This is a genomic window from Streptomyces aureus, from assembly GCF_001418135.1.
In the GTDB taxonomy this organism is placed as follows: domain Bacteria; phylum Actinomycetota; class Actinomycetes; order Streptomycetales; family Streptomycetaceae; genus Streptomyces; species Streptomyces aureus_A.
This window is the reverse complement of the sequence record NZ_LIPQ01000379.1, coordinates 1-14,390: the sequence shown is the minus strand read 5'-3', so window position 1 is coordinate 14,390 and position 14,390 is coordinate 1. Positions and strand designations below refer to the sequence as shown.

Genomic DNA, 14,390 nt, shown 5'->3' with positions numbered 1-14,390 from the left:
CGCCCGGACCCGCCGGAGCGGGAGCCGGCGCCGCCGGCTCCCGCTCCGGCGGGTCCGGGCGGAACCAGTCGTCGGGGCTCTCGTACGGACCGGGGCGGCCCGCTCCTCGGGGGTCTCCCCCGGCGGGTGCCGCGTCACGGGCGCCCGCGCGGTCGGTGGTGGTGTCGCCCGCCGTCGGCGGGGCGTCGTCGGCGGTCCGGCCTCCCAGGCCCCATCCCCACTTCCGGCCCGACGCCTTCCGGGTCTCCGGTGCGGGCGGCTCCGGGACGCGGGGGTCCGCCGGTTCCGGGGGCCGCGAGGTCCGGACCGTCGGCTCCGGGGCGGGCGCGTACCCCCCGGGGTGGCGGCGGTCGAGCACGTCCAGCGCCCGCGCGGCCGTCTCCAGGAGCGAGGCGCCCCGGGCGGAGGAGGCTCCGTGCAGGGCGCTGCCGACCGCGTACTCCTGGCCCTCACCCTCCGCGACGCCCCTCAGGTGGTGGCGGACGAGCCGGGCCGCGATCTCCTCCGCCCGGTCACCGACGCGCTCGTTCGGGTCGACGCGGCACCGGTCGGTGTTGCGGCTCGCCGCGCCCGACCACCGGCCGACGAACACGAAGCGGAGCGCGGCGAGTTCGGCGGTGTCATGGGTGGCGAAGGTCCACCGGCGGCCGGTGAGCCCGCCGAACATGCTGTGCAGCCCCCAGAGCACCGGGCCCGCGGTGTCGCCGCGTTCGTCCAGGACGGTGAAGCGCTCGTCCGGGTGGCGCAGCAACTCCGCGACCATTCCGGTGAGTTCCCCGGCCGTGCGCTCCAGGGCGCCGTCGAGTTCCCCCTGCCCGCGGCCGGTCGCGGGGACGAGGACCCGCTCCGGGATCACCGGCAGCTGCCCGCGCACCCGGGCGCCGTCCATGGCCGCGCCCTCCCAGTTCCAGGCGTGGAGCCCGAGGCAGGTGGCGGGTTCGAGGAGCCCGGGCGAGCCGACCAGGGCATGGCAGAGCACGGACGTCCCGCCGTCGGCGTCGGTGAACGGCGTGCGGTGGATCAGCATCACCTCCGAACGCCGCTGGAGCCGGATCAGCGCGGGCCGGGTCTCCTCGCCGCTGGCGCGCAGCACGGGCCCGGAGGTCCGGAAGAGGTTCTCGGCCTCTTCGCGGGGCCCGGACCAGGCCACCGGTCCGAAGCCGGTGCTGCCGGTGAGGTTCTCGCTGTCCCACCGGAACACGATCTGGTCGACCTCGTTCTCCGACCGTGTCATCGGCCGATCCCCTCCATAGGTCCCGCGGGTTCCGCCCCGGGCAGCAGCCCGCACAGGGCGAAGAGCGACAGCAGTGGCGCGAGGACCCGGCGCGGCCGGGCCCCGTGCGGAAATCGGTCGCCGCGCGCCTGTCCACCGGTGGCGGCGACGAAGTGCAGGGTGCAGTCGGCGCAGTCGTCGAACGGCTTGAGCCAGGCGGGGCTGGCCCCTTGGGCCAGGAAGGCGTACGCGTCCCGGCTCTCGGCCCGTACCGCGGCGGGGTCGTGGCGGCCGGGCAGGGCACGGCCGAGCCAGCGGTCGACGACCGGTTCGAAGCGCACCAGGTCGCTCTTGTTGACGGCGAGCGCGGCGGGGGCGGCGACGAGTCCGCCGCGCTGCCGGGGGATCCGGTTGAGCACGGTGGCGAAGGCCTCGTCGCCGAGCTCGCGCAGCCGCAGTCCGCTCTGTTCCCGTACCGGTTCGAGGGAGGGCAGCCGGAGCGCGCGCAGCGGGTCGAGGACGAAGATGAAGGCGTCGACGCCCATGAGGAAGCGGCCGACCTCGCTGTCCTGGGCGAGGTCCTCGCCCGCGAGGTCGAAGAAGACGACGGGCCGGGGTGTGGCGCCGCCCGCCGAGACGAGCAGACCGTCGGCGAACCGGGCGAAGGTCTGCTGTCCGGTGCGGCCCAACTGCCGTCCCTGTTGCAGGCTCTGGACGCGCTCGCGCAGATAGGCGCGGTGCGCCTCGGGGTTGAGCGGCAGGCACTTCAGTCCGTACGGTTCGAGGCCGCCGAGCTCGACCTCGCCCAGCATGGCGGCGAGCAGATGGGTCTTGCCGACGGAGGAGCTGCCGACCAGGGCGATGGAGAGCGGCTCGCCGTTGACGAGGTAGGGGAGGGGCAGTTCGTGCCCCTCGTCACCGTCCACCGTGTGCGGGCACAGGTGGTACGCCTTGCGCAGGGCGTCCGCGCGGTGAGCCGGCCGGCGTTCGGCCCTGAGGTCCAGCGGGATGCGGTTGCCCTTGGCGTCGATGGTGACGAGCAGACGTTCGTCGTACTCGACGGGGAGCAGGCAGTGGGGGCACATCCGGCTGCGTGACGGCGGCGGCTGGACGAGTTCGGAGGGCGGGGCGGCCGCTCGGGGCGTTGTGGTGGCACGCGGCGCGGCGGCGGCGCGGGGCGGTTCTCCGCTGCCGAAGATCTTGGTGAACAGGGAGGGACGCGCCGGGTTCGGGTCCCGGGCGGGAACCTCCGGGGCCTCCGCGGCCGGACCCGGGTCCGGCCGGCCGCCCCCGGACAGTGCGTGCTTCCGGGCGAGCTGGGCGTCGTACTGGGCACGGAACGGTTCGAGCACATCGGCCGTGTCGGCCCCGGCCGCGAGCGGGTCGGTCACGTACAGGAGCCTCAACAGCTCGGCCGGCTGCGGCCGTTCCGTCGCCCTCGGGGAGAAGAGACCGCTGTGCTGGAGAGCGGCGAGACGCCGGTAGTCGGCGAGGTCCGCGGGCGGACCCTCCCCGCGGTCGGGGCGGCCGGAGAGCAGGTAGTAGGCGAGTTCGGCGACGGACCACAGGTCGTCGCGCGGGTCGACGCTGCCGCGCCCCGCGCGCTGCTCGGGCGAGGCCCAGGGCGCCGCCCCGAAGGGTTCGCGCGCCTCTCCCGCCCGCAGTGCCGCGTACGGCTCGCAGAGCCGCACCCGGGCGCCGTCCCACCGGACGTTCTCGGGCGTGATCGCGCGGTGGACGAGTCCCACCTCCCCCAGGAGGCGTACGGCCATGGCGAGTTGGCCGGTGATCCGTTCCTGGTCCTCGGCGCCGAGCCGCCCCGCCCAGTCGGAGAGCGGACGCCCGCTCGGCGGCCGGTAGAGCACGAAGGGTTCGGCGGCGGTCAGGTCGAAGCCCACGATCCGGGTGAGGATGCCGACGAACCTGTCGCCGCCGTAACGCCGTTCGAGGGCGACGGAGGCCGCCACCTCCCGCTCCAGGAGGCCGTACGCCTGGGGGTCGCCCTGCGCGGACGAGGCGAGCCGGTACTGCACGACGGGCACGCCACCGGCCCCCAGGGCCGCCCGGCGCGCGAGGAACCCGGGGCGTCCGGGGGGCCTGTGGTCCTCCCCGTACCGTACGGCGAAGCGGCTCTGTGCCTCCCTGGGAGTGAGGAACTCCAGTTCCTGGTAGTACGGATGGGGCGGGGGGCTCGGTTCGCTCAGGTGGTCGGGGTGGTCCGGGCCGATGGGCTGGGTCGGGCCGGCGCCCTGACCTCGGCCGCTCGGGCCCGCGGCGTGGTTCCGGCCGTCCGGATGATCCGGGTCGCGCCGGTCGTCCGGATGGTCGGCACGCCGGTCGTTCGGACGGTTCGGGTCGCGCCGGTCGTCCGGATGGTTCGGGTCGCGCCGGTCGTTCGGATGGTTCGGGTCGGTCACGGTTCTCCCGCCTCCTCGGCGCGGACGGTGTGCACGACGTCCGCGCGCAGTGGTACGAGGCGGAGGATTCCGGCGTGGCGTCCCGCACCGGTCCATACGACGTCCTCGGCGATGCCCCGCCAGATGTCGTCCCCGGCGGCCCCGCGGCGCATCGCCTCCGGCACGAACCGGACCTGCCGGGCGGCGAGCGGGTCGTGGGAGAGCAGCCGCATGTGCTCCGGGCCGCAGAGCGCGACCGTGCGGGCGGGGTCGTCCTCGGCCAGGACCAGCCGGGCCACCGCGTCCGGGGCGACGCCGGTGAGCCGGGCCGCGTCGGGCCGGTCGGAACGGTCGGTGAAGGCGGCGAGGCCGGAGAGCGCGTCCTGGTCACGGAGGCCTTCGTACCGGGGCGGCGGCGAGGCGGCGACGTCGCGCTCCAGACGTACCCGGGTCTCGTCGAGGAGCCCCGTGATGCGCTCCTCGTGGACCGCGGGCACCACGGCTCCGGGGTCACGCTCGATGCCCGCCCAGCACCGGTCGAGGATCAGCAGGGTTCCGGCGACCAGGTCGCCGACGAGCGTGTCGACGAGCAGGGGGCCTCCGTCGCCGTACCGCCGCTCAAGCCACGCGGGCGCGGGTACGGACCCGGGGCCGGCCCCCGGTCCGGCCCATGCCGCCCCGCCGCCGGAGACGCCGGAGACGCCGGAGACTGCGGAGTCCCGGTCGGAGGGAACGGAGGGCCCGAACGGGTCGGAGGGGTCGGAGGGGTCGACCGGACCGGAAGGGCCGAACGGGTCGGACGGGTCGGACGCGTACGGAGACCCGTTCGCCGGCGGAGCGGGCGCCCGTAGCCGCGACGGGAGTTCCTCGTCCATGTCCGACCAGATGTCGTCCGCTGCACCGGCCTCCCAGTCCTCCCAACTCCACGACGACGTACCGCTGTCCGGCTCCGGCGGCCGGGCCGACTCCCGCCGGGGTCCCCCCTCCGCCGAGTCGGCGGATCCGGCCGACGGCACATACGCGTACCCGTTCGCGCCGGACGGCCCCCGGCCGTGCGCGTCGGCCGTGTCGGCGAGGCCGCGGAGCAGCCGGGCCACCGCGCCCGCGCCCGCCGAGCAGTGGTGCCGTACCTCGGCGAAGAGCCAGTCGTGCACGGCGGTCGTGACCACCAGGCTCTGGACCTCGCGCAGGATCCGCCAGGCGTCCTCCGGGGCAGCCCGGGCCCACCATTCGTCCACGGCCCGGCTCCAGTCGCGCAGCGCGAGGAGGACGACCGCCGCGAGGGACACCGCGAGGGCCACCGCCCCCGCCCACAGCGGCAGGCCGAGGAACTGGCCGAGGCCCGCCCCGACGAGACCGCCGAGCACCCCGCCGAAGAGCCGGGGTGCCGCCCCCGTGGCACCGCCTCCGTCGATCCGCCCGTCGGGTGAACGGTTCGGCCTGCGCCGCAGCATCAGATGGGCGAGCCCGGCGGAGAGCACACCGACGGCCGGGCCGAGGACCCAGCCGAGGACCGGCCAGACCCCCGCGAGCAGGGCCAGGAGGCCGGTCACGACGAAGGCGACCGGCCGTGAACCGCCGGCCGTGAACGGGTACCGGCCACCGAGCCGCCGCAGCCGCTCCGGTCCGCAGATCGCGTCGAGCCGGGCGAGCCGGGAGGCGCTGCCGACGGGCGCGGTGCGCGCGGAGAGCGCGGCGAGCCGGGCCGCCACGGAACGCAACGGCAGCCCCTTGCCGATCAGTTCGTGGGTGTGGTCGCGCAGGGCGGGGACGATTCCCGCCCGCGAGATCTCCCGTGGCATCTCGGGCAGCTCGATGCCCCGGTCCCGCAGCACTCCCCGGTGCTCGACGGTGAGCCGGCTGCCGCCCGCCGCGGCGAACGCGTCCGCGACGGCGATCCGGAACCGCTCCAGCTCCCCCGCCACCCGCTCGATGTCCCCCGGCAGATCGACCGTACGGCCGGCCCCGGTGAGGAGTCCGGCCGCGCCGCGCACCCGGTGGTAGCCGTCGACGGCGTCCTGGACGGCCTCGTCGCAGGTGGCGAGCCGGAGCCCCGCCCGCCCCTGGGCGGGCAGCCAGCGATGCTCGGCGAGCGAGCGCGGCATGCCCTCGTCGAGCAGCAGCGCGAGCGCGGGCGGCACCTGCTCCGCCGAGGCGGTGCCGGCCGGGACCTCCGGGCCGGTGAGTCCCTCCACCGCCTGCCGCCAGGCGCGCGCCCGTGCCTCGTCGGTGAGGTCGTGCTCCAGGACGCGCACCGCGGGCACGGCGACGCCGTGCACCACCTCGCCGAGCGCGCGCAGCACCGCGTCGAAGACCTCCGGAGTGGACAGGACGTCGACGAGCGGACGCAGCACCGCCTCGGCCGGGACGCCGTCCTCCGTCGTGTCGAACACCCACAGGACACCGGCGGCGGGCGGGCGGAGGGTGAGGGTGCGGCGCACGGTCCGCTCGCCCCGGACCCCGACGGCCAGGCAGACGACGCGGGCGGGCCCGTAGGAGGAGAGCCGCTCGTACAGCAGCTGGTGCGAGACGAGCCGGGCGGCCTCGTCGAGGACGAGGAAGCGGCGCTCGCCGCCCGGCTGCGGGGCGTCCAGGGCGGCGCGTACGACGGCGTCGGGGTCGTACGCCCCCGCCGTCCGCAGGTCGAGGCAGACGGCGTGACCGGGCAGCGGCCGTTCGGGGAGGACGCGCGCGCTCACTCCGCCTCCCCGGCCCGGTCGCGGCGGTAGGGCTCGTCGTCGAAACCGGGACCGAGGTCAGGTCCGGACTCAGGGCCGAACTCGGGTCCGTGGTGCGGTTCGTAGTCGGGTCCGAAGTCGGGTCCGAAGTCGGGCTCGGGTTCCGACTCCCAGTCGTCCTCGAAGGCGGAGTTCCGCCGGGGCGGCGGCGCCGCGGGGGCCGGGCCGGGGGTGTCCCCGTTCCCATAGGCGGTACGGGGATCGGGCACGGCTCCGTTCCCGTACCCGGGTCGGGGACCGCTCCCGTACCCGGGTCGGGGACCGCTCCCGTACCCGGGACGGGGACCGTTCTCGTACGCGGGCGGGGCGCCGTTGTCGTACGCGGGACGGGCGCCGTTCTCGTACGACCGGGGCCGCCGCACCGTCTGCGGGCCGCCACCCCGGCCCTGCCCGTGGCCCTGACCCTGGTGCCGGCCCTGCCCGTGGCCCTGGCCCGGCACCGTGCCGGCCCGTGGCGCGTGCCGTTCGTACAGCAGCCGCAGGCTCGACCGGGTCGCCCGGGCCGCTCTCGGAAAGCGCATGTCGAGGGCGCCGGGGAAGGTGACCTCCCAGAAGTGGCGCAACGGGGCCAGCCATTCGATGTCCGATTCGCCGTACTCCCCGTATTCGGCGACGAGTTCGTCGATCAGGGCGAGCTGGCGCGGCGCGACCTGCTCCACGAAGTGGGTGAAGAGCGGTGACGGCGGCGCCGGGACCTGCGCGAGGCCCTTGGGCAGGGCCTGCATGAGGCGTTCGCAGAACTGCTCGATGATCTGCCCCTCGTCGAGCAGCGCCCACCGCTCGTACGCGCGCAGCAGCCCCGCCCAGCTGGTGAGCGAACCGTCGAAGTCCTCCAGACGCAGGGACATGGTCGCGGACTCGCCGTCCTGCAGCCGGATGCGGACGCGGTGGGGCGAGCCGGCCGGGCCCTCGGTGTCGATGTGCCCGTTCCACATGGCGCAGAGCAGCCGGTGCAGGATGCGCTGCCGGTCGTGCTCGGTGGAGACCAGCCAGTCGTCCTCGTAGCCGAGCCGCTGGCGCCAGTGCAGGAAGTCGTCCTCGCCGGCCGAGTCGCGGGCCTCGGACCAGAGGCTGAGGACGTCGCGGACCTCGGAGATGTCGGTGAGGTTCATACCGCTGCGGAAGAAGACGACGGTGATGGAGTCGGTGTCGCCGGCCCTGCTCTCCGGGGTCACCCGGGAGGGCAGGTTGAGTGCCTGCTCCAGGTACTCGCGGGCGCGGCCGTCGGACTCGCTCGCCGGATGCACGATCAGGATCTTGAGGGGACCGCTGCCGTCCGGGACGAAGCCCACCGGGATGAGTCCGGCGAGGCGGGAGCGGAACTGGTCGAGCCAGCGCGGGTCGATCTTCGCCTCGGCGGTCTCGTCGCCCGCGGCGGCCCGGAGCAGCAGTTCCATGGAGGGCAGCAGGGGGCGCGCGAAGGCGTCCTCGTTGGCGTCGCCGAAGAGCCGCTTGACCCGCCGTTCGACGACCTGCTTGATCTCCTTGACCGCCGCGCCGGACGACCGGCGGACCGAGTCGAGGGCCCGTCGCCAGTCCTCGGGGCCGACGATCCGGCCGAGCAGGCCGGCGGCGTCGGCGCCCTCGGGCAGCCCCTCGCTCTGGGCGAGCCGGTCGATGACGTCGTCGTAGAAGGCACGCAGGGTGTTCTGCGGGGGCAGCAGATAGGCGATGCCCGCGCGGTCGTCGCGGTAGAGGTCGCGGCGGCTGTCGGCGAAGGACTTGCCCTCGTCCTGCTCGTGGTCGCGGAGCGCCTTGACGAGTTCGGCGATCTCGGAGCTCGCCTTGCTCAGCGAGGGCCGCCACTGGGCCTCGCCGTTCTGCCAGCCGTGGTGCCAGAGGGTGCGGGCCCGCCACTGGTACCAGGCCTGCTGGGCGGCGAGCGCGTCCTGGACGTCGGGGTCGCTCCACCGGGCCGGTACGACCCCGCCGACAGGGCCCTTGATCGAGGGGATGCCGGGCGCGGCGGGGTGGACGTTCGGGGGCCGTTCGGGTTCGTTCCGCCGGTTGTCGATCATGCCGGTGAAGCCTTCCCTCGCCACCCGGTCGGGGTGGCCGGGCAGGCCCGTCAGGATGACCTTGATCTGGAACGGGTCCATGGATCCGAGGAGTTCTCGGACCCCGGCGCTCGGCCTGAAGTCCTCGGTGAGGCGCGGGATCTCACGGGCGAGGCCGGAGTCGAGGCGGCGCAGGGACTCCTCCATGTCCCCGAGCCGGTTCCGCAGTTCCTGGGTGATCCGCGTCTTCCCCCGGGGGAGCTGCTCGGGCAGCGGGACGTCCGGGGCGTCCCGGGTCCAGAGCCGTCCGATGCCGGAGCGGTTGAACATCTCCCTGACGTGGTTCTGTCCCTCCCGGTCGGGGCGCCGGGCCCGCTCGGTCATACCGCGTACGGCCTGGGCGAGGAGCCGGGCGGCGACGATCTCGGCGAGGTCGTCGACGGGCACGGTGAGCGAGGCGGCGAGGCTGGTGGACATGCCCCGGTAGCCGATGCCGGTACGGGCCGGGGTGGAGCGCTCCACGGCCTTGTTGATGAAGCTGGCGGCGAAGGACTGGTAGTCCTCCTCGGCGCGGGTCGCCGAGCCGTTGTCCTGGCCGAGGTCGGTGCCGATCAGCGACATCACCATGGCGGCGATGGAGCGCCGCAGGTCCTCGCTGTTGATGACGGAGGGCTTGGAGAAGAGGAAGGCGGTCTGCATGGTGGCGGGACGCAGCGCGACGACGCCGTCGCCGGGGTACGTGACGCTGAGGCGCCCGCGGTCCTCGACGTCGCCGACCTGGTCGACGGCGTCGGGCACGTTCTGGTCGTCGACGAGCCGCGAGAGGTCCACGAGGGCGCGGGCGGAGTTGAGTTCGGCCTCGCGTCCGCCGCCGGCCTCGGGCGGGAAGGCGGAGGGCATGACGACGAGCGGGTAGATCTTGACGCCGGGCACCCGGGCGTTGCGGAACTCGTGCCCGATGAGGTGGATGAAGTCGTAGAAGATGCCGGCCCCGGTGCCGCCGGCGACGGAGAAGGCGACGAACACGTCGCAGCCCCGGATCTTGCCGCCACCGACCCGCCGCAGGTCGCCCGCGGCCTGCCCGATGGACCCGATGGCCTCGCGGAGCTGACGCAGGACGGGTTCGAGCCCGGAGCGGACGGTGGCGAAGAGCGCGGAACGTCCGACGGTCGGCAGCTGTCCGGCGCCGCTGTTCAGCGGGGCGACGCGCGGCTCACGGGCCTTCGGCGGCAGCCAGAGCCGGGTCTCCTCGGGGACGGAGACGCGCAGCATGCGCGTCACCTCGGGCGAGGAGTCGAAGTCGGTGGGCAGCAGGTCGCGGACGATCCGGGAGGTACGGGCGAAGGCGGCGCCCTCGGCCCCCTTCGCCTTGAACTGCGGGTAGCTGAGCAGCTCGGCCTCGCTGAAGTCGGCGTAGACGAACTGGAGGCAGTCGGGCAGCTGGAACGGCAGACGGCGGCCGCCGTCGACCAGGTCGGTGCCGTCGGGGCCGCACAGCTCCCGGCGCAGGCTGCGTTCGAGTTCGCTGCCGATGCGTCCGCCGGTGCCGCCGAGCCCGACGAAGAGCATGGGCTGGTAGATCTTCATTCGTTCTCCTCGGGACCCGTTCAGAAGTTGACGTCGTAGGCGCTGGCGTCGGGGGAACCCTCCGAGCCCGTTCCGGTGAGGCGGCCGGAACCCGCGCCCGGGTCGCCCGCGCCGCCGCCTCCACCGCCGGTACGGCGAGGGCGACGGAACCACGGGGTGCCCCGGCCTCCGGTCGGCGCCGGGCGGCCGCCCCGTACGACCAGCTCGTGCTCGTCGATTCCGGCCGGCTCGCCGGTCCGCACGGGAACCTGCGCGCCGCCGCGCGGACGCAGCAGGAACTCCCCCGCGCCGTTGCGGCGCAGCACATGGGCGGAGGAGCCGCCGCCGGGGACGCGCCGGAGGGTGGCCGGCGCCCCGTACGGTTCGTCGACGGTGAAGGCGAAGGCGCCGCCGGGGCTCTGCCCGCGGCGGACGGTCAGCGAGTCGAGCGACCGTCCTTCCTGGCAGAGTTCGAGGGTGACGCCGGTGAGGTCGCGGCGAAGGCGCCGGAAGTAGAGCCGGATGCCGACGAAGGCGCCCACGAGGAGGACGACGACGACCCCGCCGGCCACCGCCTTCCACCAGCGTTCCCACCAGGTCGGCGGCTCCACGACCCGGACGTTCAGGAGCGCGCCGCGCAGGGTGCGGTCGCCGTCCGCGGTGTCCACGACGGTGACCTGGCCGCCGAGTACACCGAAGGGCGTGTTCCTGCCGACGGTGATGGTGAAGGGGATCCGGGTGCTGCCGTTCGGCGGGGCCGTGACGGTCGCAGGGGCGACGGCGAGTTCGGCCCCCGGGGTCTGGTCCGCGAGGCCCAGCCGCAGGGTGTGCGGCGCGGAGTCGTTGTTGGTGACGTCGAGGGTGCCGCGGACGGTGGCACCGGGGTGCACGGTGTCACTGTCGACGGTGAGGGCGGCGGTCACGAGCGGCGCGCCCTTGGAGGTGACGGCGTGCAGCGGACGCCGGTCGGAGGTGATTCCGGGCGCCTCCATGCGCGTGACGAGTTCCAGGGCGCCGGTGGCGCCCGCGGGGACGGTGAGCGTGCCGGTGAACCGGACGTCGCCGGCCTTGGTGTCGGGCCCCTTGCCGTCGTCGGCGAGCCGGAGGCTGACGGGCTCGAAGCCCTCGCCGCTCAGGTCGGCCGCGACCGAGAGGCCGGCCAGCTGGTGAGGGTCGGTGATGACGACCCCGCGCCGGGTCTGCATCTGCACCTCGACCTTGACCGGCTCGCCGGCGCGCGGGGACGCCGGGTCGAGGACGACGGCGGAGCGCAGCCGGCCCTGCCAGATCGCCCGGACGGCGACCTCGCGGTCGCGGTGGCCGGCCGGCGCCTCGATGTGCACCCGCCAGGCACCGGGCAGCGGGTTCTTCACACGCAGCGCCTCGACGGGGCCGTTCTGGCCGCTGACCTCGAAGGAGGAGCCGTCGAACTCGCCCCGGACGGGCACCTTGCGGCCCGCCGGGTCGTAGTAGGTGACCTGCACCTCGGGGTCGTGCTTGGCGACCGTGAGGGAGCCGTCGGTGGCGATCGGCGGGATGGTGACGGTCAGGTCGGCGGGCGGCTTGCCGACGGTGCCGTGCGCGATCCGGGCGCAGCGGGCGGCGGCGAAGGTCTCCTGGAGCGCCTTGTCGATCTCGGCTGAGGTGTCGACGACCCGCATGCGCGGGGCGGAGCCGGGGATCTCGGAGCAGGCGCCGCGGTAGCCGCCCTCGGCCATCGCGGTGAGGGAGGCGCGGTCGAGCTCGCCGCCGAAGCCGAGGGGCCAGATCTGGACGCCGGCCGCGCGGGCGCGGGCGAGTTCCTCGGTGAGCCGCTTCGCCCCGTTGGACTGGCGGCTCTCCCGGTCGGTGCCGTACTCGGGGCTGTCGGCGACGTCGTGCTTGCCGTCGGTGAGCAGGAAGACGACCTTGGGGGTGACGGGCTTCCTGGCTCCGCCGGTCCCGGTGCCGGGTCCGGCCGCGGCTCCGGTGAGGCGGGTGACGGCCTGCCGGACGGCGGCCGGGAAGTCGGTTCCCGGGCCCATCCGGGCGGTGTCGCGGCGCCCCAGCTCCTGGACGCAGTCGCTGAGTCGCTCGCGGCCCGCCGCGTCGGCGACGGTGAGCTGGCACACCTCGCGCACGGGCGACTGGCCGCGCTTCTCCGAGCTGCCGAAGCCGATGACGGCCGCCCGGGAACGTTCGGATATCTCGCCCTGGACGAGCAGCGCCGCCGCCTCGGTCTCGCGTGCCAGATCCTTGTCGGCGAGGCTCGCCGACTGGTCGACGACGACGGCGAAGTCGATGGGGTCGGGCCCTTCTGCGGGGTCGGCGGGGGCTGCGGGAGCGGTACGGGGGACCGCCCGCGCCCCGGGAACGCCGGGCGCGCCCGAGGCGGTGGTCGCCGCGAGCGGGCCGCCGAGCGCGAGGAGCGCTCCGGCGAGGAGCAGGACGCCCCCCTTGTTGGTCCACTGCATGTTCTCTCTCACCACAGTTCACTGAAGAGGGCCAGAAGGGCGCCGAGCGCGAGCGCGGACACGCCCAGGCGCAGCCACCGGTACTTCGCCGCGAGCACGAGGCCGTGCACGCTGGCCTGTTCGAGGAGCCAGCCGGTGGCGTCCGCGCCGGACGCGGAGAGCCGCTCGCGCAGCGCGGTCTCCGACGGTCCGCCCGTCAGCTCGCGCAGGAACGTGCGGTCGGCCCCGATCCGGGTGCGGGGCAGCACCACCGAGACGAGCATCAGGACACCGGCCGTCCAGAGCGCGCCCGCGAGGAGCAGGAGGACGAGCCCGGGTCCGGAGCCGGGCAAAAGGGCGCGGTCTCCGGAGAAGACGACCGCCAGGAAGGCGAGGGCGCCGGAGAGCAGGATCGCGGCCTTGGTGTCGGCCCGGCCGATGTCCTCCCGGGCGGTGGCGAGCAGCCGTTCGGCCATGAACCTGAGCTCCTCGGCTGGTACGGGGACGGGCGCGGGCGTGGGCCCCGGCGCGGGACCGAGCGCGGGGACGGGCGCCGGGACGGGCGCGGGCGCGGGCCCCGGCGCCGCGGTCCCGGCCGAAGCCTGGTCCGGCGTGCGGTCCGGCGTGCGGTCCCGCGCCTGGTCCGGCGTGGTGGGCGCCGGCCGTGTCGGGTCCTGTCCTCGCCCCGGGGCGGTCGTCATTCGTCGTCCCAGTCGTTGAACTCGGAGCTGGGCCGGGCCGGACGGGCGGGTCGCCGGTCGCGGTCGCGCCCCTCCCTGTCGTAGGGGTCGTCACGGTCGTACCGGTCGTTCCGCTCGTAGACGTCGCTGCGCCGGTACGGGTCACCGTCCTCGTACCGGTCGTGTCCGTCGTCGTAGCCGTCGTCGTACCGGTCCCGCGAGCGGGCGCGCTCCCGGTCGTCCCCGTCGCGGCCCCTCTCCCGCGCCCTGCCCCGCTCCCGTTCCCGCTCGGAACCGGACTCGACGCGGGTCGGCTCGTAGACCCGGGGCCCACCCGGGGGCGGGGCGTCCCCCTGGTCCTGCTCCTCGTACCAGTCGGGGCGGTTGGGCTCCGGTGCCGCGTCCCCCAGGGCGAGGCGATGCGGCGGAGGGTTGCCCGAGGGGTTGAGGACCCGGTTGGTGATCCCGTCGAGGACGGTGCCGGTCTGCGTCCGCAGGTACATGAGCACCTGGTACATCTGCTCGCCGATGTCGTGCCGTTCGAGGACGCCGGTGTCGAGGAGCCGGTTGAAGACGGCCAGGTAGTCCTCCTGGCCCTCGCGCCGCTCGCGCTGGAGCTGGGTGCGGATCTCCCACTGCTTGTCGGGGTGCATCGCCATGTGGTGGGCGATCTGGGCGAGGTCGCCGCGCCGGAAGAGTGCCTCCATCTCGCGGGCGCGGTCGGCGACCAGGGCACGCTCGGCGGCCTCCCTGCGCCGCTCGGCCTCGGCGACGCGCTCGTCGGCCTCCATGGTGACGCCGACCCGGTCCCGGCGCGAGACCTCGGCCTTGACGGAGTCGTCGAGGTCCACGAAGACATGGACGCGGGTCCGCAGCCCGATGTCCGCGCCGAACCTGAGGCGGCCGGTGCTCAGTTCCTCGCGTACGGCCTCGTCGGCGCGCTGCGCCTCGGTGATCCGGAACCGCCGGGAGATCCTGCGCAGCCCGTCGAGCAGCTCGTCGTGCAGCAACTCGGCGACGTCCTCGACCTGTTCGCGGACGACGAGGTGGGGGTCGGTCACCACCCACGTGACCTTGGCGAGGGCCTCGAAGAAGACGCCGTCCCCGGCAGCCGGCAGCCGTAGCCTGAACTCGGTGACATTGCGCCCGAGTCGCACCTCGAAGATGGTGTAAGCGGAGCCGAGCAGGGGCTTGTTGACGTCCTCCACGCGGTCCGGCCAGACCACCCGGTGGCCGCCGTTGCGGTAGAGGAGCACCGCCGCCACCTTGCCGCTCCGGCGGCGGTACGGCGGTGCGTACTCGGCGATCAGCGGCCCGCGCGGCCGCTCCCCGGAGCGGGACCCCGCACCTGACCCGCCGCTCTCGTCC

At 74.9% G+C, this 14,390-nt stretch carries 6 protein-coding genes and 1 pseudogene; all 7 read right to left on the bottom strand.

Translation table 11 applies throughout. The features are described from left to right. Positions 1-1,234 (bottom strand): annotated as a pseudogene (locus AOK00_RS27980) (hypothetical protein); the annotation flags it as partial. Then, positions 1,231-3,630 carry a hypothetical protein gene (locus tag AOK00_RS27975; RefSeq protein WP_254047528.1) on the bottom strand — a complete coding sequence of 800 codons (2,400 nt, stop codon included), beginning with the start codon at positions 3,628-3,630 and terminating at the stop codon, positions 1,231-1,233. The gene AOK00_RS27975 and the pseudogene AOK00_RS27980, both read right to left, overlap by 4 nt. Then, on the bottom strand, positions 3,627-6,308 hold the full coding sequence (locus AOK00_RS27970; protein ID WP_055603031.1) for a hypothetical protein: 2,682 nt from the start codon (positions 6,306-6,308) through the stop codon (positions 3,627-3,629). The genes AOK00_RS27975 and AOK00_RS27970 overlap by 4 nt, the downstream gene beginning before the upstream one ends. Continuing rightward, positions 6,305-9,931 (bottom strand): tubulin-like doman-containing protein, encoded by a 3,627-nt coding sequence (locus AOK00_RS27965; protein WP_055603030.1) that lies wholly within the window; start codon positions 9,929-9,931, stop codon positions 6,305-6,307. The genes AOK00_RS27970 and AOK00_RS27965 overlap by 4 nt, the downstream gene beginning before the upstream one ends. 20 nt (positions 9,932-9,951) lie before the next feature. Beyond that, positions 9,952-12,375 (bottom strand): vWA domain-containing protein, encoded by a 2,424-nt coding sequence (locus AOK00_RS27960; protein WP_079042229.1) that lies wholly within the window; start codon positions 12,373-12,375, stop codon positions 9,952-9,954. After that, positions 12,372-12,818: a Pycsar system effector family protein gene (locus tag AOK00_RS27955; RefSeq protein ID WP_055603028.1), complete on the bottom strand. Its 447-nt coding sequence runs from the start codon at positions 12,816-12,818 to the stop codon at positions 12,372-12,374. Before AOK00_RS27955 ends, AOK00_RS27960 begins: the two co-directional genes overlap by 4 nt. Positions 12,819-13,039: 221 nt before the next feature. Further along, positions 13,040-14,390 (bottom strand): hypothetical protein (locus AOK00_RS27950; RefSeq protein ID WP_055603027.1); only part of this gene is annotated, 1,351 nt, incomplete at its 5' end.